Annotated in this window: 14 protein-coding genes; 6 read left to right on the forward strand and 8 right to left on the reverse strand. The window is 60.4% G+C overall.

What is annotated here, in order from left to right; translation table 11 throughout:
• Positions 1 to 2: 2 nt before the first annotated feature.
• The 5 genes from ACM6IN_RS27445 to ACM6IN_RS27465 are packed head-to-tail and all read right to left on the reverse strand — an operon-like array spanning position 3 to position 8337.
• Positions 3 to 1406: an ATP-binding protein gene (locus ACM6IN_RS27445; RefSeq protein WP_095112355.1), complete on the reverse strand. Its 1404-nt coding sequence runs from the start codon at positions 1404 to 1406 to the stop codon at positions 3 to 5.
• Complete coding sequence (locus ACM6IN_RS27450; RefSeq protein WP_095112354.1) at positions 1403 to 3217, reverse strand: DAHL domain-containing protein; 1815 nt, start codon at positions 3215 to 3217, stop codon at positions 1403 to 1405. Before ACM6IN_RS27450 ends, ACM6IN_RS27445 begins: the two co-directional genes overlap by 4 nt.
• Complete coding sequence (locus ACM6IN_RS27455) at positions 3214 to 4167, reverse strand: cytochrome-c peroxidase (RefSeq protein WP_414917047.1); 954 nt, start codon at positions 4165 to 4167, stop codon at positions 3214 to 3216. The genes ACM6IN_RS27450 and ACM6IN_RS27455 overlap by 4 nt, the downstream gene beginning before the upstream one ends.
• A gap of 40 nt (positions 4168 to 4207) precedes the next feature.
• Positions 4208 to 6082 (reverse strand): putative bifunctional diguanylate cyclase/phosphodiesterase, encoded by a 1875-nt coding sequence (locus ACM6IN_RS27460; RefSeq protein WP_414917048.1) that lies wholly within the window; start codon positions 6080 to 6082, stop codon positions 4208 to 4210.
• A complete protein-coding gene (locus ACM6IN_RS27465; protein ID WP_042704859.1) occupies positions 6079 to 8337 on the reverse strand; it encodes an EAL domain-containing protein in 2259 nt (752 codons plus the stop codon). Before ACM6IN_RS27465 ends, ACM6IN_RS27460 begins: the two co-directional genes overlap by 4 nt.
• Positions 8338 to 8589: 252 nt before the next feature.
• Between ACM6IN_RS27465 and ACM6IN_RS27470 the strand changes: the two genes are divergently transcribed.
• From ACM6IN_RS27470 to ACM6IN_RS27485, 4 genes are all read left to right on the forward strand, one after another.
• Complete coding sequence (locus ACM6IN_RS27470; protein ID WP_007916752.1) at positions 8590 to 9951, forward strand: HD domain-containing phosphohydrolase; 1362 nt, start codon at positions 8590 to 8592, stop codon at positions 9949 to 9951.
• Between the two features lie 66 nt (positions 9952 to 10017).
• The gene (locus tag ACM6IN_RS27475) at positions 10018 to 10452 is read left to right on the forward strand and encodes an NUDIX hydrolase (RefSeq protein ID WP_007916750.1); all 435 of its coding nucleotides are present in this window, start codon (positions 10018 to 10020) and stop codon (positions 10450 to 10452) included.
• Positions 10453 to 10475: 23 nt separating this feature from the next.
• A complete protein-coding gene (locus ACM6IN_RS27480) occupies positions 10476 to 11114 on the forward strand; it encodes a LysE family translocator (protein WP_007916748.1) in 639 nt (212 codons plus the stop codon).
• A 2-nt stretch (positions 11115 to 11116) separates the two neighbouring features.
• Positions 11117 to 11614 (forward strand): GNAT family N-acetyltransferase, encoded by a 498-nt coding sequence (locus tag ACM6IN_RS27485; RefSeq protein WP_414917049.1) that lies wholly within the window; start codon positions 11117 to 11119, stop codon positions 11612 to 11614.
• 110 nt (positions 11615 to 11724) lie between these two features.
• Here the strand turns inward: ACM6IN_RS27485 and metR are convergent, their stop codons facing one another.
• Entirely contained in the window at positions 11725 to 12642 is a 918-nt protein-coding gene (gene metR / locus ACM6IN_RS27490) for a transcriptional regulator MetR (protein ID WP_007916739.1), read from the reverse strand.
• Positions 12643 to 12876: 234 nt separating this feature from the next.
• A complete protein-coding gene (locus tag ACM6IN_RS27495) occupies positions 12877 to 18432 on the reverse strand; it encodes a dermonecrotic toxin domain-containing protein (protein WP_414917050.1) in 5556 nt (1851 codons plus the stop codon).
• A gap of 218 nt (positions 18433 to 18650) precedes the next feature.
• On the opposite strand from ACM6IN_RS27495, the gene ACM6IN_RS27500 reads away from it, so the two are divergent.
• Both ACM6IN_RS27500 and ACM6IN_RS27505 read left to right on the forward strand, forming a co-directional pair.
• Positions 18651 to 19685: an alpha/beta fold hydrolase gene (locus ACM6IN_RS27500; protein ID WP_007916736.1), complete on the forward strand. Its 1035-nt coding sequence runs from the start codon at positions 18651 to 18653 to the stop codon at positions 19683 to 19685.
• 163 nt (positions 19686 to 19848) lie between these two features.
• Positions 19849 to 20514, forward strand: a complete 666-nt coding sequence (locus ACM6IN_RS27505) for a DsbA family oxidoreductase (protein WP_414917051.1) — start codon at positions 19849 to 19851, stop codon at positions 20512 to 20514.
• 196 nt (positions 20515 to 20710) lie between these two features.
• Here ACM6IN_RS27505 and ACM6IN_RS27510 read toward each other — a convergent pair whose 3' ends face one another.
• Positions 20711 to 21049, reverse strand: coding sequence for a GlpM family protein (locus ACM6IN_RS27510; RefSeq protein WP_095112348.1), 339 nt, complete (start codon positions 21047 to 21049; stop codon positions 20711 to 20713).
• Between the last annotated feature and the right edge of the window lie 6 nt (positions 21050 to 21055).

The raw sequence follows: 21055 nt of genomic DNA on the forward strand, positions 1-21055 counted from the left end.
CCTCAGGCAGCGGGCCGGTTCTGGCGCATCGGCAATTCGACGCGAAAGGTCGTGCCGACGCCCGGTTCGCTGCGTACGGAAATGTCGCCACCGTGCTTTTTGACGATGCCGTAGGACAGGGACAGGCCCAGCCCGGTGCCTTGGCCGACGGGTTTGGTGGTGAAAAACGGATCGAAGATTTTCTGCAGGATGTCCGGCGCAATCCCCGCGCCGGTGTCCGCGACTTCCACCCAGGCCGTGTCTTGTTGTTGCCCGGTGCGCAGGGTGATAGTGCCGCGCTCGGGGCCCATGGCCTGCGCCGCATTGACCACCAGGTTCATGATCACTTGATTGATTTGCGACGGCAGGCACTCGATGTCCGGCAGGGGCTGGTACTCCTTGATCAGGTCGGCCTTGTACTTGAGTTCGCTGGCGACGATGTTCAGGGTCGACTCGATGCCTTGTTGCAGATTGGCCCACTGCCATTGCTGCTGGGTATCGACCCGGGAGAAATCCTTCAGGTCCTTGACGATCTGCCCGACCCGGCCAATGCCTTCCTTGGATTCGCGGATCAGCACCGGGATGTCCTCGAGCAGAAAATCCAGGTCGGCGTCTTTGCGCAATTGCTCAAGCCGCGCCACGGACTCGCTGTCTGGCATTGGCCCAAGCGTCTGCCAGGCGTCGAGTACGCTGAGCAATTGTTTGAAGTAGCCGTCCAGTGTGCCGAGGTTGGAGGAGATAAAGCCGATCGGGTTATTGATTTCATGGGCCACGCCCGCCGCCATTTGCCCCAGTGAGGCAAGTTTTTCCGACTGCACCAACTGACTTTCCAGTTGCTTGCGCTCATCGATTTCCCGCTGCAGTTCTTCGCTGGCCTGCTTGAACTGGGCCGTGCGTTGATCGACCAGATGTTCCAGGTGATGCATTTGCAATGACGCACGTTCGGTCATCTGCCATTTGGTCAGCAGGGTGTTGGCCATCTGCTGCACTTCGATGTTGTCGAACGGCTTCTTCAGAATCAGCAAGCGGTCATGCGCCTGCAGACGCTCCAGCAGTTCATCCCAGGAATAATCCGAGTAGGCGGTACAGACCACCACTTGCAACTGCGGATCCTGCTGCCACAGATGCTCGATGGTTTTCGCGCCGTCCCAGCCGTCGGGCATGCGCATGTCGACAAAGGCCAGCGCGTAGGGGCGTTGTTCTGCCAGGGCCTGCATCAGTTTGCCCAGGCCCTCTTCGCCGCCATAGGCGGAATCGAGTTCGAACAGTGGGCGCTGGGGGCGTGTCTGGGCACCGAACAGTGCCGCTTCCATCTCGTCCAGTTCCACGGACTGCGCCGCCGGCGGCGCGAGAATCTTGCGAAAGTCTTCATGAATCGACGGCATGTCGTCGATCAGCAGAATGCGGCGGTTCGACAGCTCGCTCATGCGTTCTCCGTGACGCTGATCAGGGGGATCTGCAAGGTGAACAGTGCACCCTGGCCAGGGCCGTCGCTGTGCGCGGTGAGGTGGCCATTCATCTCGATAGCCGCCAGGGCGCAACTGTGCAGGCCGAAGCCGTGGCCTTCCTTGCGGGTGGTGAAACCGTGGGCAAAGATTCGCGTCATGTTTTCCGGCGCAATGCCTTCGCCGTCATCCTTGACGCTGATCTCAAGGAAATTGTTATCGACGATCCTGACCGCCAGGGTCATGGTGCGGGGGCGGTTGCTGAGGTCGGACATGGCGTATTTGGCGTTGCTGATGAGGTTGATCAGGATCAGCAGCAATCGGTGTTTGTCGCCCATCACCTGCGGCACCTCGGCGTACTCCCGGACCACCGTGACATGGTGGCGGGTCAGGGCACCGGCGTTCATGCGCAACGCGTCTTCGAGCAATTCGTTGATGAATAGCGGTTCGGTCATGCTGTTGGCGCCAGCATAGGATTGCTGGGTGGCGACGATGTCCTTGATATGATCGACGCTTTTGTTCATCTGATTCAATTCGTCGAGCATTTCCTGTTGTTCCTGGGCAATCGCGACCACCAGTTGGTTGAGGTAACCGGGGAGCAATTTGCCTTTGGCGTCTTCGCTGAGGAACGCGCCGAGGTCATCCGGGTGTTCATTGATCAGTTGCATGGCCTTGCCCAGGCCTTGGCTCTTGCTGTTGCGCAGCTTGCGCGTGATCAGGTCGCTGGAGATGTTCACGCTGTTGAGCACGTTGCCGACGTTGTGCAGCACATTCGTGGCGATTTCCGCCATGCCGGCCTGACGTGCCGCGTCGAGCAGTTCGCTCTGGGCGTCCTTGAGTTCGCGGGTGCGTTCTTCGACCCGTTGTTCCAGCGCATCGTTGGCCGTTTGAAGCGCATTATTGACCCGGTTGATTTCGGCGAAGCTGCCGATCAGGCGGATGGCCAGCCACACCAGCGACAACATCAACAGCACCGAAAACAACAGCAGGTAGAAGTGGTATTGCCGGTCGACCTGATCGGCGCGCTGCTGATCGTGATCGAGCATGGTGGTGATGTTGTCGAGGCTGTCAGCCACGGGGATGTTTTCGATGTTTTCGAGCAACTGGTTGACCAGTGGCTGTTCGCGAGCAATCAGTGAGATATGGCTGCTCAGGATTTTGATCGGGGTCTGAAACGCCGGCGGCAGGCGTTGTGCATTGACCTTCAGCTTGTTCAGGCCGACCTCGATGTCGGCGGCCCGGTCGTCGGAGGTGACCTGGGCGAACTCAAGGGCGCTGAGCAGCAAGTCGTAGGTATCGGTGATGATGTTTTGCAGCTGCAATTTATCGAAGTCCGACAGGCTCGCCAGTTGCTGCTGGATGTCGTCTTCAGCGGTGGGTAAAAAAGCCAGGGAGTTACGCAACAGCGCGTTGTGCGATTTGAACTGTTCGACCAGACGGGTCTTTTCCTGCATCGCCTGCAGGAAACGCTCGTGAGCTTCGTTCCATTGCGCCGAGTCTTTACGCCCGTGCCCGGACTCGATCGCTTCGAAGCGCGCCCAGAGCCGGTTCATTTCGTTCATCGGCGACACCAGCGGATCGTAGTTGTGGGTGAGCGCCACTCGCGCCTTGAGAATTTCGTTTTCCCACAGCGAGTTCTGCTGTTTGATCTGCCGGATCAGATCCCGTGATTCGGTGTACGTCATGCTCTGGTCAGAGCTGGATTTCAAGTACAGAAACAGCAGAGTCGAGGCCAGCGCCAGGGCGACCAGGGTCAGCAACAACAGGCTGCGTCGCCGCGAGATGTTGATCATGGCTTGTCTCTCCCTTGGCCGGTGAGGGTGGTGAGAAACAGAATGATCAGTGTTTTGTCCTTTTCACTCGGTAAGCGCCCCAACTGGTACCGGAACATCACATCCACAGCATCTTCGAGGGTGAGCGCCGAACCGTCGTGAAAGTACGGCGCGGTGATCGCGACATTGCGCAGGCTCGGCACCTTGAACACGGCCCGGTCCGCTTCGTCGCCGGTCACGTTGAAACGTCCCTGATCGGCCACGGTCGGGTTGCCGCGATCGACTATGTAATCGCCGAACACGCCGAACTTCTGGAACATGTTGCCGCCGATGTTCACCCCTTGATGGCAGGCAATGCAGCCGTATTCCTTGAAGCGCTGGTAACCGTACTTTTCCTCCAGAGTGAGGATGTCGGTGTTGCCGAGCAAGTATTGATCGAAGCGTGAGTTGGGCGTCAGCAGGGTGCGTTCAAAACTGGCCAGCGCCTGCTGGACATTGGCCTGGGTCACGCCGTCCGGGTAGGTGGCGGCGAAATCACGACGGTAGTCGGGGTCGTTGCCGATGCGTTCGATCACGGTGCGCCAGTCGCTGCCCATTTCATGGGGGCTGGTGATAACGACATTGCTTTGTTCCTCCAGCGTTTTGACGCGGCCATCCCAGAACTGACGAAAGTTGAGGGCCGCGTTGAACACGGTCGGTGTGTTGACCGCTACCGGTTTACCGTCGAAGCCCAGTGACAAGGCGCGGCTGTCGGCCCCGTTCTTGTCGAGTTGGTGGCAGCTGGCGCAGGACAGCGTGTTGTTGATCGACAAGCGTGGCTCGTGGAATAACCGTCGACCGAGTTCCACGCGCCGGGCATCCTGCTGCGGCACTGCGGGCAACGGTTTGAGCGGCTCGTCCAGTGGCTCGGCACTGGCGCCGACGCAGAGTCCGCACAGCAGCAACGCCATGGCGTGGTGGAACAGGCTCATCGGCAAATGTCTCCCTGACTCAAGGCCGTTTTCACAGTGATCATTCAATCGCCCAGGGCGTGGGTTGCGTACCAGCGAGCAACTGCGCAAACGTGTCTGCCGGCAGCGACTTGCTGAAAAAGTAGCCCTGGCCCTCTTCGCAGTGGTGGGCCTTGAGAAACGCCAGTTGTTCGGCGGTTTCGATGCCCTCGGCGATGACGTTCAGGCCCAGGCTCTTGCCCAGGTTGATGATCGCGCTCACCAGCGCGGCATCGCTGCGGTCGTTGCACAGGTTGCGAATGAACGATTGGTCGATCTTCAGCACATCGATGGGAAACCGCCGCAGGTAGCTCAGGCTGGAATAACCGGTGCCGAAGTCGTCGATGGCCAGCCGCGTGCCCAGCGTTTTCAGGCGGTTAAGTGCTGTCATCGTCGCTTCGACGTTTTGCATCAGCACGCCTTCGGTGATTTCCAGTTCCAGCCACTCGGGCGCCAGACCAGTCTGTTGCAGTACGCGTTCGATGCCGGCGACGAAGTCACGCTGGCGAAAATCGATGGGTGAAGTGTTGACCGACATGCGGATCGGCGGCAGTCCGGCCAGTTGCCAGGCACGGGTCTGCCGACAGGCTTCAGCCAGCACCCATTTGCTCAACGGCACGATCAGGCCACTGTCCTCGGCCACCGGGATGAAGTCCGCCGGATAGACCCAGCCATGCCCGGGTTTTTGCCAGCGCAGCAGTGCTTCGGCACCCACCACGGCGGCCGTGCGCAGGTCGATTTTCGGCTGATAGTGCAGGACGAATTCATGTTCCTGCAGGGCGCGGCGAATGCCCGACTCGATGCTGTGCTGTTCCCGGGCGTGCTGGTTCATGGCTTCGATAAAGAAGCCGATGTTGTCAGGCCCCAGTTCCTTGACGTTGCGCATCGCGGTCTCGGCCTTCTTGATCAGCTCGGTGGCTTCGAGGCCGTCATCGGGGTAGACGCTGATGCCGACGCTGGCAGTGACGCTGACATCGTGACCGGCAATCGTCTGCGGCAAGCGAATGGCAGTGAGGAGTTTTTCCGCGACGGCGTGGGTTTGCTGAGGGTGGTTGATGTCGCCGAGGATCACTACGAACTCGTCGGAGCCGTAGCGAAACACCGAGTCCGAATCACGCACACAGGTCAGCAGTTGTCGGGCGACCCGTTTGAGCATCTCGTCGCCCGCCGGATGGCCCAGCGCATTGTTGATGCGCTTGAAGCGATCCAGGCCGAGAAACATCACCACCAGTTGTTTGTCATGCCGTCGGCACACCGCTATGGCCTGGCTCAGGCGATCACCGAGCAGGGTGCTGTTGGGCAGCTCAGTGAGGCTGTCGTATTGCAGCAGGTGCGAAACCTTGAGCAGTTCGTGCACCCGCGCCTCGATGGTTCGCTCAAGGCTGAGCATCTTCAGCGCCGCGTCTTGCGCCAGTTGCCATTTCCACGTCAGGGCGTTGGCCATCTGGCGGATTTCCAGACTGTCGAACGGCTTTTTCAGGATCAGCAACTGGTCGCCAAACTCCAGCCGTTCGGCCATCGCCTCCCAGCTGTAGTCGCTGTAGGCGGTGCACAAGGCGATTTGCAAATTCGGGTCGACTCGCCACAGTTGCTCAATGGTTTCCAGGCCGTCCCAGCCGGGCGGCATGCGCATGTCGATAAAGGCGAGGGCGTAGGGATTGCCACTGGCCAGTGCCCGGTTGACCAGCGCCAGCGCTTCCTGGCCCTGATAGGCAGAGTCGAGCTGGAAGCTCAGGTGCGGCGTCTGCTGAGTGCCGAACAACGTTTGCTCCAGTTGCTGCAAATCCGCTGCGTCTGAAACCTGTGGCGCAAGGATCTTGCGAAAGTCATCGTGGATCGCCGGCGTGTCGTCGATGATCAGGATGCGCCGGTTGGTCTGGGGAAAAGGCGCTTTCATGCCTCGTCCTCCTTCGGTGCGAGGAGGGAACTGTCCTTGAGCAAATGCCCGGCCTGTTCGGCGCTGACCGCCGCGCTGAAATACAGGCCCCGGGCACTGGGCAGCGCGGCTGCGGCAGAGGGCGCGCGCGGCTGCTCCGGCGATGGCTGGCCTTCAGCGATGATGCCGATGCCCAAGTCCCGGGCGAAGTTGACGATCGCGCGCAGGGCATTGGCGCCGGCGACATCGTGGGCGGCACTGTCGACGAAACTCTGCGCCAGTTTGAGGTGATTGACCCGGTAGGTTTTCAGATAGTCGAACGATGAGTATTCGGTGCCGAAATCATCGATGGCGATGGCCACGCCCAGTTCACGCAGGCGCGGCAGCGCATCGTTGTGCGTCCACTTGGTCTGGGCCAGCGTGGCCTCGGTGACATCGAAGCGCAGCTCCCAAGGGGCGAGCTCCCAGCGGGCGGTGGTGCGTAGCACGTTGTAGATCAGTTCCGGGCCGCTCTTGAGTTGCGCCAGCGAGAGTTTGATCGCCATCACCGGCGGCGCGACGCCTTCGTTACGCCACAGATGCATCTGCTGGCAGGCGTGATCCAGCACCCAGCGTCCGAGCGGAATGATCGCGCCGGTTTTCTCCGCGATAGGTACGAAGTCGGCGGCCGCCAGCAGACCGCGACGGGGATGCTGCCAGAGGACTTGCGCCTCCATGCCGAGAATTCGGCCGCTGTGCAGATCGATTTCCGGCGCATACCGCAGCATCAGTTCATTGCTCTCGAGGGCAGTCATCAATTCGCTGACGAGGGTCATGCGTTCGGCCACTTCCCGGGAGATTTCCTCGGAGTGGAAGTGGTACTGGTTGCGGCCCATTTCCTTGGCGCGGTACAGCGCCATGTCGGCCTGCCCGAGCAGCGCGTCGGCATCGAGGCTGAGGTCGCTGTAACTACTGATGCCGATGCTCACCGAAATATGCAACGCATTACCGGCCAGGTGGTAGGGCGCCAGCAGCGTGTCGCGGATGTTGGCAGCCATCGTGGCCGATTGGGTCGGGTCGCTGACGTCCAGTTGCAGGATCGCGAATTCATCGCCGCCCAGGCGCGCCACTACGTCACTTTCGCGGACGCCGAACTTGATACGCCGGGCGACCTCCTGCAGCAGCAGATCGCCCACCGGGTGGCCCAGGGTGTCATTGATCCGTTTGAAATGGTCGAGGTCCAGGTAGAACACCGCGAACGGCATGGCGCCCCGTCGCGCGGCAGCAAACGCCTGATGCAGGCGTTCGATCAACGTGGCGCGATTGGCCAGGCCCGTCAGGCCATCGGAGCGCGCGAGCAAGGCCAGTTTTTCCTCGGCCAGGCGGCGTTCGGTGATGTCGAGGATGATGCCTTCGACTTCCAGCAGGCGGCCGTCCTGATCGCGCACCGGAATGTAGCGGTTCTCCACCCAGCGCCAGGTGCCCTGGCCGGTGCGCATGCGGAATTCGATGGACGCGCCCGACGCATGCCGATCCAGCACCCGGGCCATGGCCGCATCGACGTTCGCCTGATCGTCCGGATGAATCAGTGCCTGCGCCCAGTCGGGCGACCCCACCAGATCGGCGGCGACATGACCGTAACGGGTGATGTTGTGGGAGATATACATCAGCGCAAACGAGGGTTCGCCGCGCAAACGGTAAAGAATGGTCGGGCTGTTCTGCACGATCATATTGGCATCGGACAGCTCGCGGGTGCGCTCCTGCACCGCAGCTTCCAGCAGGGTCATCTTCAGCTCGGCGTCTTCGGTCATCTGCCATTTGACCGTGAGGGCGCTGGCCATCTGCCGTATCTCGATGGCGTCGAAGGGCTTTTTCAGGATCAGCAACCGATCGTTCAGCGCCAGACGTCGGTCGATGTCCTCCCAGGAGTAATCGGAATAGGCCGTGCACAGCGCAACTTGCAGCTTGGGGTCGATCTGCCACAGCCGTTCGATGGTCTCCAGGCCATCCCAGCCCGGCGGCATGCGCATGTCGATGAAGGCCATGGCGTAGGGACGGTTTTGCGCCAGTGCGGCCTGGAGTTTTTCCAGGGCTTCGCGGCCCTGAAACGCCGAATCCAGTTCGAAATGTTGGGATTGCTGTACTGAAGGGGTGCCGAACAGCAGGCTCTCGGTTTCGCCCAGACCATCGTCGCCGGGGATGACCGGACAGAGAATCTTGGCGAAATCGCCATGGATTGCCGGGCTGTCGTCAACGATCAGCACACGGCGATTGATGTGCACGGTTGCTGCTGTCATGCCGCGCCGCCCGTGGGGAGGCATGCTGTGATCATCCGGGGCATCCTTTTCCCTCGCCATTTGCCTGCTTGTATCAGCCGATGGTGTCTTGCGCTGTCTTCAGCATAGTCGGCTCCTCGGTACTACGCTTTCGGCCCCGGACAAAGATCGGCGTGAATGCCGGCGAAAATCATCTAGCCTTGGACTCAGGCGCGGACCGGCGCAGTGTTGGCTCGGTGCGTCGTAATTTCCCTGTTTGCTTGAGGCCATGCCATGGAAGAGCCATCCGCGCCGATGCCGGCGCATCGACCCACTGTGCTGCTGGTCGACGACGAGGAGTCGATCCTCAATAGTCTGCGTCGCCTGTTGCGCGGCCAACCCTACGATCTGCTGTTGGCCACCAGCGGCGCCCAGGCGCTGGAGCTTCTCGCGCAGCAGCCGGTAAATCTGGTGATGAGCGATGCGCGCATGCCGGGCATGGATGGAGCTTCGTTACTGGCGCATGTCCGTGAGCGTTATCCGGCGACTGCGCGGATCATGCTCACCGGCTACGCCGATCCGGCGGCGATCATCAAAGCCATCAATGACGGGCAGATTCACCGTTACATCAGCAAGCCGTGGAATGACGAGGAGCTGCTGCTGATTCTGCGCCAGTCCCTCGAACACCAGCATTCCGAGCAGGAGCGCCAGCGTCTGGAACGCTTGAACCGGGTGCAGAACGACCAGTTGAAACTGCTCAACAGCACCCTGGAAAAGCATGTCGCGGCGCGCACCGCCGAACTGCAGCAGACCGCCGACATGCTTGATCTGGCGTACGAAGAGCTCAAGCACAGCTACGTCACCGGCACTGAAGTGTTCTCGCTGCTGGCCAATCTGCGCTTGCCACCTGCCAAGCAGACCAACCGGCAGATCATCGAACTGGTGCGCAGCTACTGCAAACAGCACGGGCTGGACGAGGCCACCAGCCGCGATCTGACCATGGCTGCGGCGCTGTACAACATTGGCAAACTGAGCTGGACCGACGCGATGATGACCACGCCCTCGGATCTGCTGCGCCATACCGAACGCGAGCGCTATCGCAGTTATCCGAAGCAGAGCGAATCGTTGCTCATGACCCTGGATCCGATGAAGGATGCGGCGCGTCTGATCCTGCATCATCAGGAGCGCTGGGACGGCAGCGGTTTTCCCGACCGGCTCAAGGGCGAGGGCATTCCGTTCGGTTCACGCTTGCTGAAACTGGCGGTGGATTTCGTCGAGTTGCAGCGCGGTCTGATCCTTGAGCGGCAGATGAACAGCGATGAAGCGCTGCTGTACCTGCGCCAGTACGCCGGACGTTTGTACGATCCCGATCTGGTCGAAGACTTCATTCAGGTGTGCGCGGCGTTCCTCAGCGACGTGACGCTGGCCGATCCGTCGGTCAAGGTGCTGTCTACTCGGGATCTGGCGGCGGGGATGATTCTGGCGCGCAATCTGAATGCCGATAACGGCATGCTGCTGCTCAACGCCGGCAAGGTGCTCAGCGCGCTGCTGGTGGAAAAGCTGATTGCGTTCGAAGCCATGGAGGGCGGCAAGTACACGATTTTTGTCAAGGTGCCGGAGGAGGTTGAAGCCACGCTCAAGGCTCAGGGTGAGTGATTTACGGGGTGACCTCAGCGGCGCTCGCATGGGATCCTTGGGGTTTTTCACGCTGGTGGCTGCCCCATGACTTCTGTATCCCTTGTCTCTGCAAACCTGATTCGTATAGCCGCCGCGCTGTTGCTCAATCCCGAAGGCCAGACCCTGCTGGTACGCAAGCGTGGCACCACGGCATTCATGCAACCGGGCGGCAAGATCGAGGCGCATGAGTTGCCGGTGCACGCGCTGGCCCGCGAGCTGGAAGAAGAGTTGGGGCTGCAGATCGATCCTGCGCAGGCCAGGTTTCTCGGCCAGTTCTCGGCGCCTGCGGCCAACGAACCGGGGTGTGTCGTTCAGGCCGAGATCTTCCAACTGACCATCGACGCTGAAGTCACGCCGGCCGCAGAAATCGAAGAAGTGATCTGGGTCGATCCGACCACTGATCCTGCTGTCGTTCTGGCGCCATTGACACGCGACCTGATCCTGCCGTTTTATCGCAACTCGCTGAGCGCAATCGCCTGATCATCCACGCAAAGGACTTTGCCATGATCCCGCTGCAAGACCTGCTGATTTTTGCCGCCGCTGCCCTGCTGATGGTGCTGACGCCGGGGCCGAACATGATCTACCTGATCTCGCGTTCGATCTGTCAGGGACGCAAGGCCGGGGTGACGTCGTTGCTCGGCGTGGTGGCGGGGTTCTTTGTGCATCTGTTTGCGGCGGCGGCCGGTTTGACCGCTGTGTTTCTGGCGGTGCCGATGGCCTACGAAGTGCTGAAATGGGCCGGCGCGCTGTACCTGCTGTGGCTGGCCTGGCAAGCGGTGAAGCCTGGCGCACGCTCGCCGTTCCAAGCGCAGCAATTGCCTGCGGACTCGTCGCGCAAGCTGATCACCATGGGCTTTCTCACCAGCGCGCTGAACCCGAAAATCGCCGTGTTCTATCTCTCGGTATTTCCGCAGTTCATCACCCCTGAACACGGCTCGGTGTTCACCCAAAGCATCATTCTCGGCCTGACCCAGATCAGCGTGAGTTTCTGCGTCAATCTGCTGATCGCGCTGTTCGCGGCGGGCATCGCTTCGTGGTTTGTGCGTAACCCGACGTGGCTGGCGCTGCAGCGTTATTTCATGGGCTTCGTCCTCGGCGGTCTCGCTGTGCGGCTGATGCTTGAGCAGCGCAGGACGCCGTGAGCATGTGGATCGAACGGCTGGACGCCAGTCATGCTCTGGCTTACCGCGAACTGATGCTCGAAGCCTATGACCGCCATCCGCAGGCTTTTACCTCAAGCGTGCGCGAACGAGCGGTGATGCCATTGAGCTGGTGGGAAGGGCGCCTGACCAGCAAGCTCGACGTGGTGCTCGGTGCCTTCGACGGCGGCACGCTCGCCGGCATCGTTGGCCTGGCCTTCGAACCGCGCGCGAAGGCGCGCCACAAAGCGACCGTGTTCGGCATGTACGTTTCAGCGGATTTTCGCCAGCGCGGCCTGGGCCATGAACTGGTGCAGGCGGCCATTGCCGAAGCGCAAAACCAACCGGCGCTGAAACTGCTTCAGCTCACCGTGACCGCCGGCAATGACGCGGCATTCAAGCTCTATCAGCGCTGCGGCTTCATCCAGTTCGGCCTCGAACCACTGGCGGTGCGGGTGGGCGAGGACTATTTCGACAAGATCCATATGTGGCGCGAGATCTGAGTTCACACTGATCCCTGTGGGAGCGAGCCTGCTCGCGAAGGCAATCTGACATTCACTATTTGTGTGTCTGATACATCGCTTTCGCGAGCAGGCTCGCTCCCACAAGTGACTCAGCGCACGGCGCTGACACCGTCGAGAGTCGAGAACGACGTGTCTTTCGCCGTCAGCAGAAAATCACGCATGTACGGCGCATCGAGCATGTCGGTACGAATCGCCGCGTACAACGTCGCGAACAAGCCTTTTTCCCCCAGCCGTTTGCCCTTCACGTAACCGCGCGAGCTGTATTCATGCAACGCCCAGTGCGGCATGCCGCAGACGCCACGGCCGCTGGCAACCAGTTGCATCATCATCACTGTCAGCTCTGAAGTGCGCACCTGCGCCGGTTCGATATCGGCCGGTTCCAGGAAGCGCGTGAAGATGTCGAGGCGGTCGCGTTCCACCGGGTAGGTGATCAGCGTTTCCGTCAGCAGGTCTTCGGGGACGATGTACGGTTTGCTCGCCAGCGCGTGCTGATTGGCCACGGCGAGCATGGCTTCGTAGGTGAACAGTGGCACATAAGTGATCCCGGCGATTTCCAGTGGATCAGACGTCACCACCAGATCCAGATCGCCACGGGCCAGCGCCGGCAACGGAGCGAAAGCGAAACCCGAGGCGAGGTCGAGTTCGACTTCCGGCCAGGCATCGCGGAACTGGTCGATGGTCGGCATCAGCCACTGAAAGCAGCTGTGGCATTCGATGGCCATATGCAAACGCCCGGCGGTGCCACCGGCCAGCCGACCGATATCCCGTTCAGCGGCGCGTAACAGCGGCAGGGTCGCATCGGCCAGTTGCAGCAGGCGCAAACCGGCACTGGTGAAGCGCACCGGTTTGGTCTTGCGCACGAAAAGAGCCATGCCCAAGCGCTCCTCAAGCTCCTTGAACTGGTGCGACAGCGCTGACTGCGTCAGGTGCAAACGGTCGGCGGCATCGACCAGACTGTCGGCTTCGCGCAAGGCATGCAGGGTTTTCAGGTGGCGGATTTCAAGCACCGATGGCTCCATGAGGAAAACTTGTGATTAACGCAAAGATGGTGAGTTTGTCTCAAGTTGAGAGCGCTGTCGACGATTACACCTTTTTACGCGTGCAGTCTCGAAGTCGCCTACCATTCCCTGATCGTTTCAACGGCTCAACGTGGGTTCCGTTGTCGAACCATTGGCTGCGCGAACACCTCGCCGCGCTACTGTCAGATCTGACAGTAGCGACGGGCGGTAGCACGTGTGGATTCAAATCCCTTCGAAATGCTGCAAAACAATCGACTGTGCGGTGATTCTGGAATCGAGCAGGGTCGGGTCGTCAGCGTGAGTCAGGTGGCGATGCGCCGGCAGTTTCAGATGAGCCCTTTCGAATTTGCGCAAAGGTCGGGTCGCCGAGCGGTAATGGAAATGTGCGTACCAGAGCAGTTGCTCAGGTTCGCGCGTGATGTTCCAGATCTCATATTCCTGCAGGTAGTCGGGTTGCCCCTGATGGTCGGTGATGCGCCGGATCGCAAGGGGTCTGCGGATCACTACGGCGTTCTGTCCGATGAGGTCATCAAGCATACCGTCGGTGGGCTTCTGACTGGTCAGTGAGTATTGGGTGCGCAGGGCACGACCTTCGACGATCAGCTCAGCGGCCTGATCGCGCAATTGCTGAATGATCGGCTGCTCTGCCGACTTGGCGGCGATGCGATTGGCGCGGGTATTGAGCTCGCCTGCCTGGCTGGTCATCATGTGTTCCAGGTTGACAGGGAGCATGTCCCGGTCGGCGTTGCTCTGCACTTTGGCGCGGTAAGCTGCCACGTTATCCAGACGCTGCTGTGCTTCGGTGAGCAGTTTGGCCAGACTCAATGCGGCGGGCGAACGGGTTGCGATGTTTTGCGGATTGGTCAGGCGTAATCTGCCATCGGCGCCTTGTTCCCAGATCTCTTCATGGCCACCAGGCCCGGTACTTTTATATTGTCGGGTCTGGGTCGCACTGTCCCATTGCTCGACGCCATGGCGCAGTTGATTGTCCTCCGTGATGAACACACGCTGTTGCGGTTGTCCTGCAACGCTTGGCCCGGGCGGCTTGTTGATCCCGGCGCGCGCCCGATCGGCCAGTCGGTCAACGCCTTCAAGCAATGGCTCGACCACTTCCAGATGAAAGAATTGCGGATAGCTGGCGGTCCAGGCGGCCATCTCGCGACGGTACTCGACACAGACGTCGACGCACTCCTGAAGAATCCGGTTACGTTGGGCGACCGTGCCAAGAATGTTCGGCAGGTCGTACTGGCTGTACAGGACACGGTCGATGTTATTTCGAAGTGGCTCCGCCAGTTCCAGCAGATAGAGCCACGACGCATCATCGGGGCTGCCGGCTTTCTTGACGATCTCAAGGCGTTGAGAGGTTTTCAGGTACAGCAGGGATGTATCGCTGTGCAGAACGTTGATGTTGTCGACGAGTGCGGACATCTTCGGCCGGTCTTTGGCAAGCATACGTTCATACCATTGATTGACCTGCTCCTTGAACCCTTCCATATGGTCGAGCTTTTTCACGATCTCGACACGCAAGACACGTATCTCTTCCATGATTTCCAGGCGCCGGGCCAGTGTGCCGTCTGGCAGAGCATCGCGTACCTGCTTGAGCTCCTTGATCTTCAGTGTCATGGCGTGAACATTGTGCGATGCGTGAACTGCGCGCCGCCGATAGCGATCGGTCAATAACCATGCGGTCTTGCTTTGCATATCGGCGACTTCCCTGCGCTTTCTGCGATGGGCCACCTCAGTCAGCTCGGTCAACGTCTGGTAACGCTGTTGGGCTAATTGGATATCGCCGACGCAGGCGGCTTCGACCGCCGGCCACATGGCGGGGCGTTCCGCTACCGAGGCGGCGCGGTAGGCGTTCAGTACCAGGTCGCTTTTTGCACCTCGGGCCTGCAGTTGATCAGCCAGTTCGTCAGCGGCGGCGGTCAGTTGATGGTGACGGCGAAAGTTTCGATCCACCAGCCAGCGCGGCAGGCGCTGCCGAATCGCCGGTGGCCAGTAAGCATCCAGCGTATCGGCGACACGCCCGGCAATATTGCCGCCACCGGCCAAGCCGCTTTCAAGGGGCTCCCCGTAGACGCCGAACCAGGTGTCCCATTGCCCGTTTTCATCCAGTGCGATCGGCTGCTTGTAAGTTTTTCGCGAGTTACCGGACAGACGCCAGCTGCGCGAATCCCGGCTCAGCTCCACTGGGTAGAGGCGACCCTGACGTTCAATGAAATCACCGTCGGCATGCCGGTAGATCCCGCGGTAGAGGCCATGGCTGGCGGGTTCTGTGCCTGTCAGGGAAATCGGCTTTTCATATTCGTAATCCTTGAAGCGCGCCAGCACATGCCGGGCGTGACGCTGCGTTTTGATCTGCAATGCCGCCACGTTGCGGACCACCGCGTGAAGTTGGCGCGCCCGAGTCAACGCGCGGGTCGTGCGCGAGAGAGTCGAGGCGGCTGCTTCGCCCGGGAGCAAATCCATGAAAGCGTCGACCAACGACAGCAGCATCGACTCGATTTCCACCAGACCGTCAGCCACGTCGCCACGCAGAAATGCAGCGACGGCCTGATTGGCAGCGGTCCAGGCCTGATAAAGCGCCAGCACACTGCCGACGAAGGGCACCATCCCCAGCGCCATTTTTATGTAGTTAAAAGCGCGCGGACCTTTCAGGGCATAGCGCTCGAAGAACAGTTCATCGTTGGAGCGCGACGTGCCGCGATGGGCTTCGATCAACCGGCCCATGTGAGCATCGAGCAGGTGCGCTGCCAGCGAGGTACTTGCCGGCCAGCGCACGCCCACTTCAATAATGGCGTCGAAGTTTTTTTCCACGGCCTGGCCGATACGGCTGATATGAGCCCTGACGTTACCCTGCAACGTCCTGCCCGCCAGATACTCGATCCACTTGTCACTCCCGCACAACCGGAACAGCCCTTTGCGCGCCGCTTCAAGATTGTCGTAGCGGCGGAAAAACTGCCCGTCCTGGCTGTCTGGCAGATACAGCAAAGTGACGCCGCTGATCTGTTCTTCGATCAGGCTGACGCCGGACAGGGTTACCGGCCCTTCGCCGGGGGTATCCTTGCCGCCTGCTTTCAGAGCGACCGGCAGCAGGACCAGGCGCTTGCCGTTGGCTTGCCACGCGTCTACGGTGCTGGCATCGATGGCGATGTTCAGCAAGGCGGACTCATCACGGCTGAGATGTTTTTGCAGGCGGGCAGTCTCGCTTTGTATTTTGAGCATCAGCCGCCATGGCTCGATCAGGCTTTCCCGGCGATGCTGTTTGACGAAGAGCGACTCGCTGCTTGCGCCTCTGAATGCTTCATTGATCTTCTGTTCATACGCCTTGGGCAGATCCAGTTCCGGCAGCACCTTGCGCAGATACCTCAGGTTGATGCCGTTGAGCAGGCGGGAGCGATCCGTTTTATGCGTCGCGGTGACCTCCAGGCGCAGGAAGACCAGGCGTTGCGACAGCGAGTCATTGAGCACTGATTGCACATTATCGATATTCAGCTGGGCCAGATCCTCAAGTGACATTTTGCTGCGGGACTTGCTAGGGACAATGACGGTGGTTTTGCGAATGCCACCGGGCCCTGCCTCAGGAACCTGTTCGGTAGTGGTCGAGTCGGGCAACTCGACTTGTATGGAAAAATGGCCTTCAAGGGAAAAATCCTTGCGCAGTCGGGCGTACAGGTGTCGGCGGGTGAAGTCGTCACGCGGTTCCAGCGCGAGCGTCATAAGGGCGTGGCTTGTGCGCATCGCTGCGATATACGCCTCGATGTTGTGTTTCAGCCCGTTACGCTCATTCTCGTTGAGTCTGGTCAACCAGCCTGGCCGATGGCCGGCGAGGGTGGCGGTGCGTTCCTGCTCTTGCAGGTGAGCAAAGGCCAGGCTTCGGGCGTCGTGCAGCGGAACCTGCACAGTGGCGAGACAGCCTTGGCGCAGAATTTCCAGGGCGTCCGCCTGCTCGGGCAGACCGCGCAGAAGGGTGGCTTTTGATTCGAAGTCGGTTATCAGCTCATTGAGGCAGTGATGCAGCGGGTCTGTGGTGAGCGGGCTCAGTTGCAGGGTCAGATCGCTGGCGTGGTCCGCAATCCTGAACACCTCGCGCTCCAGTGTCTGGCGATCAGCAAAGCGCTGCAGGCCCCCACCGGTGCCTGGCCAGTAGAGCAGCAGACTGGACGTCGATGCCCGGTCCGTGAGCATCGCCTGGCGTCCGATCACCAGCACGCCTTTGAGCCGTTCACTCTGCGTCGTACGAATCTCGTCCTTGGTTTCGGTCAGTGACAAGGTCAGGCTCGCTGCCGTGATGTCCGGGTCGCGTTCGGCGGCAACAGGGTTGTCCAGCACGGCTTTGAGCAGATCGTGATCGGCGCTGTCGAGTTGGCCCAACGCCGCTTGCAGATTGCCTTCGGCATACAAGCCATCCCGGTGCGCCTGACGCAGGGCCGTGAGCGCCGTGTTGAAAGTGCTGACGTCGAGGGGATTGTCGCGGTACAGCAGGGATGAGGCGGCGGTCTCGCCGGCTTGCTCAGCGGTTTCCAGCGTTTTGAGGGCTTCCTTGCATTGCCGATATCGAGCACCGTCGCCATCGTTGCTCTGCAAGCGTTCAAGCGCATCGCGTTCGCGTTTGAGCGCTGCTTGTCGCACGGCCAGTGGAATGCCGGCCGACAGGCTGCCGAACAGCGATTCGTCCTCCATCTCGCTATCACTGCCGGGCGTGAGCGGTTTTGGCGGGGCCGCCACAATGATCGCGCTGCTGCGTTGATGATCGATCAGGTCGACATGTATCAGTGATCGCGCGCCGTGCTCTTTGATCCCGGGAGTGTCTTTGTTGGTATTGCTCAACGCATCGAGTTGCGCGTGGTGTCGACCTGCGAACAGATCGCTTGCCCCGGTGACCATCGGGTCGAGCGCTGCGCTGTAGTCAACGCGCAGTATTTCCTTGGGCAGTCCCGTGGGGATCGGTACCTGACGGGTCAGCCACGTCTGCATTGCTGCGCGTGAATTGAAGGCCTGGATCGATGTGGCGTTGCAGGGCAGATAAAGCAATGGTGCCGCTGTGGACACATCGCCGACGCAGACGACCCATGCACCGGGGAGTTTGACCTTGCTGTCGTTGCTCAGCACCAGCGCCAGTTTTTCCGTATGAATGGGCTGACCATCGACCGTTAGCGCGTCAGCACCTGAATCAATGATCAGTTGCAGCGTTTTGAGTTGCGCCGCGGTAATCGCCTGATGAGCGAGAGCCATGTGCGCAGTGGCTTCGAAATGCGCACGGTAAAGCTGCGTGGCTCGGGTACGGCGCGACACAGGCGTGCGCGGCGCTCGCGCGTCCCAGAACTGTGCCCAGCGAGTCTCGTGACTTTTGCGTGGGTCGAGGGCTTTGAGTTTTTCCAGGAGTTGCAGGGGCTTCAAGGCATACAACGGATGATCTGCGCCGATACCGGTGAGGTCACAGCGCTGATCCAGGTCGGTTTCCAGCGTCGGCTGTTGAACGACAAAGGCACAGGCATCGGTGAGGCTGACGATATGTTCCGGCTGGTCATCGGTGGCAGCAAAGCGCAGTCCGGTTTTTTCGCCATCCAGTTGCAGTTGTTGGCGCAGCAGTTCATTGACGCTGTCGCGCAGGGCCGGGCTGGCGGCAAACAAGTCGCGCAAACCCTCACTGCTGGTACGCCAGCGTTGGTTGGCCTGCAGCAGCAGGCTGTGATCAATCGTTTTCGGCAGGTGCTCGACGGTCTCTGGCAACGGTGACGGTGCGGGGAGCTCATCCAGAATAAGGCGATCGGGCATGGTGGCGTGACTCGCATTGGCGGGGCGGGGAATCCGTCCCTGAGCGGGTCATTCAAGAGAAATCGCGCAAGGCGATGGCGGTACATAGATATTCTTTGCGACCAGCGTCCATGACCGCTCGGCACTCTTCATCAAACTGTCATGGAAGTGTGGCAGCGCGCTTGAACAAACTTCATCAGACTCGCGCTCTACTGGGGTTCTGCGTTTCGGTGTTTTTCATGGTTAAGGCTTTTTTATCGGTCGCGGCTGTTTTGGTCGCGATTTTTTTCGGACCGTCGTCCTGGGCGGCGGCGCGTTGCGACGTCAATGTGCCGACAGAGCACGTTGATCTGCAGCAGGTGAGCCTGGCTTACCAGAGCATTGGTCGCGCGTCGGATCCGGCGTTGTTGCTGGTCATGGGCCTGGGCGGACAGTTGATCCACTGGCCGGACGAAGTGGTGGTCGCGCTGTGTCAGCAGGGCTTTCGGGTGATTCGCTATGACAACCGCGACGTCGGTCTGTCGACCTGGCGCCAGGCGCCGGCCGAAGCCAACCTGACCTTCGAAGTACTGCGCTACAAGCTCGGTCTGCCGGTGTCGGCGCCCTACAGTTTGACCGACATGGCTGACGATGCGCTGGGCTTGATGGACGCGCTGCACGTTGAGCAATTCCACGTGCTGGGCGCGAGCATGGGCGGGATGATTGCCCAGCACATGGCGGCAATGGCCCCGCAGCGGGTCGAGAGCCTGACCTTGATCATGACCACTTCGGGCGCCGAAGGATTGCCGGCACCGAGTGCCGCGCTGGTTCAGTTGTTGTCGCGTCGCGGCGCACCGAATCGTCAGGTGGCACTGGAGCAACAGGCTGATTTGCTGGCGGCACTGGGTAGCCCGGCGGTCGCGGATGACCGGCAGGCCTTGCTGCATCAGGCTGCGCTGTCGTATGACCGTGCGTTCAACCCCGAGGGCGTGAAGCGGCAGATCATGGCGATCCTTGCCGAGCCGAGCCGGGTGGCATTGCTCAATCAATTGCGGGTGCCGACGCTGGTGGTGCATGGCACGGCGGATCCGCTGTTGCCGGTGATGCACGGGGTTCATCTGGCGGCACATATTCGCGGCAGTCAGTTGAAGCTCATTCCGGGGCTGGCGCATCGTTTTCAGGAGGCGTTCAAGGCGCCGTTGCTGGCGGCGGTGTTGCCGTATTTGCAGGCGCATCGTGAAGACACCTCGCACTGGGCGCAGATTGAACCGGTGGTGGGCGCGAATCTGCTCTAAACAAAAGTGGGCGGTGTTGGTATGGCCCCTTCGCGACCTCATTTGGAATGCGTATCCCTGTGGGAGCGAGACTGCTCGCGAAGGGGCCGTTACGGTCACCACAAAATCCGGAGCAGGTGTATCGTGCAAACTTTCCCGCACGATTTCCCCTGCGAGGTGTTTGATGAATTCCGCTCTGAAAATCGACTTTGTCAGCGACGTCTCTTGCCCTTGGTGCGTCGTCGGTTTGTATGGCCTGTTACAGGCACTGGAAATTCTGCGCAACGAAGTGCAGGCCGAGATCCGATTTCAGCCATTCGAACTGAATCCGAAAATGGGTGCCGACGGGCAGAACATTGCCGAGCACATTCAAGAGAAATACGGCTCGACCCCGGAGCAATCGCAGAAGAATCGCGAAGCGATCCGCGCCCGTGGCGCCGAGCTTGGGTTTGTCTTTCGCACTGATGGCAACAGCCGCATCTACAACACCTTCGATGCGCATCGCCTGTTGCACTGGGCCGGTCTTGAAGGTGTGCAGTTGGCCTTGAAAGAGGCACTGTTCAAGGCCTATTTCAGCGATGGCGGCAATCCGTCCGATCACCGGCAACTGGTGCAGATTGCTGAAAGTGTCGGGCTGGATCGTCGGCGAGCCGAGGCTGTACTGGCGTCGGACGAGTTTGCCGATGAGGTGCGTGAAGAAGAGCAGTTGTGGCTGCAGCGCGGGGTGAGTTCGGTGCCGACCGTGGTGTTCAACGGGCAGTACGCGGTGACGGGTGGACAGCCGGTGGAGACGTTTGTTGGCGCGATCCGGCAGATCATGGCGGAGTCCAAGGGCGGGACGGTCAGCTGATATCGGTAGGAGCCAAAAGCCCCTCACCCTAACCCTCTCCCGGAGGGAGAGGGGACTGACCGCGTTGTATTTGGCTATCCGCCGACCTGATGCATTGAGTCGATTATGGATTCGGTACTGCACTTTCACGTCGGCGGAGATCTTCAATATTCAGCGGTCGGCCCCCTCTCCCTCTGGTAGAGGGCTGGGGTGAGGGTCAGCTGTGTAACCGAACCCAGACCGTCACCAACACCGTAGCAGCCATCAACCACGCCACCGCCGCCACGGCCAACGAAGCCTCCAGTCGCAGCCGATCCACCATCACATACAACGTCGCCAGATACACAAAGTACGGAATGATCGACCACATGCCGAACACGATCGTGGTCTTCAGATCTTCAATCGAACGCCCTTTGCCGACGATGTAATGCGCAATCAGCGCAAACGTCGGAAACAGCGGCACCAGCCCGGCGATGTAATAGTTTCTGGTCTTCGACAGCGCGGCGATGATCAGCACCACCGCCGCACCCAGCAAGGCTTTGAAAAAAAGATCCACATCGTT

The sequence above is a fragment of the Pseudomonas sp. IT-P395 genome (assembly GCF_949767675.1).
Lineage (GTDB): Bacteria > Pseudomonadota > Gammaproteobacteria > Pseudomonadales > Pseudomonadaceae > Aquipseudomonas.

Excerpts from the sequence above, each read along its gene's own strand:
- ACM6IN_RS27450 (WP_095112354.1), bottom strand. The coding sequence starts at position 3,217 with ATGATCAACATCTCGCGGCGACGCAGCCTGTTGTTGCTGACCCTGGTC.
- ACM6IN_RS27470 (WP_007916752.1), top strand. The coding sequence starts at position 8,590 with ATGGAAGAGCCATCCGCGCCGATGCCGGCGCATCGACCCACTGTGCTG.
- ACM6IN_RS27445 (WP_095112355.1), bottom strand. The coding sequence starts at position 1,406 with ATGAGCGAGCTGTCGAACCGCCGCATTCTGCTGATCGACGACATGCCG.
- ACM6IN_RS27505 (WP_414917051.1), top strand. The coding sequence starts at position 19,849 with ATGAATTCCGCTCTGAAAATCGACTTTGTCAGCGACGTCTCTTGCCCT.
- ACM6IN_RS27480 (WP_007916748.1), top strand. The coding sequence starts at position 10,476 with ATGATCCCGCTGCAAGACCTGCTGATTTTTGCCGCCGCTGCCCTGCTG.
- ACM6IN_RS27485 (WP_414917049.1), top strand. The coding sequence starts at position 11,117 with ATGTGGATCGAACGGCTGGACGCCAGTCATGCTCTGGCTTACCGCGAA.
- ACM6IN_RS27460 (WP_414917048.1), bottom strand. The coding sequence starts at position 6,082 with ATGAAAGCGCCTTTTCCCCAGACCAACCGGCGCATCCTGATCATCGAC.
- ACM6IN_RS27500 (WP_007916736.1), top strand. The coding sequence starts at position 18,651 with ATGGTTAAGGCTTTTTTATCGGTCGCGGCTGTTTTGGTCGCGATTTTT.
- ACM6IN_RS27455 (WP_414917047.1), bottom strand. The coding sequence starts at position 4,167 with ATGAGCCTGTTCCACCACGCCATGGCGTTGCTGCTGTGCGGACTCTGC.
- ACM6IN_RS27495 (WP_414917050.1), bottom strand. The coding sequence starts at position 18,432 with ATGCCCGATCGCCTTATTCTGGATGAGCTCCCCGCACCGTCACCGTTG.
- ACM6IN_RS27465 (WP_042704859.1), bottom strand. The coding sequence starts at position 8,337 with ATGACAGCAGCAACCGTGCACATCAATCGCCGTGTGCTGATCGTTGAC.
- ACM6IN_RS27475 (WP_007916750.1), top strand. The coding sequence starts at position 10,018 with ATGACTTCTGTATCCCTTGTCTCTGCAAACCTGATTCGTATAGCCGCC.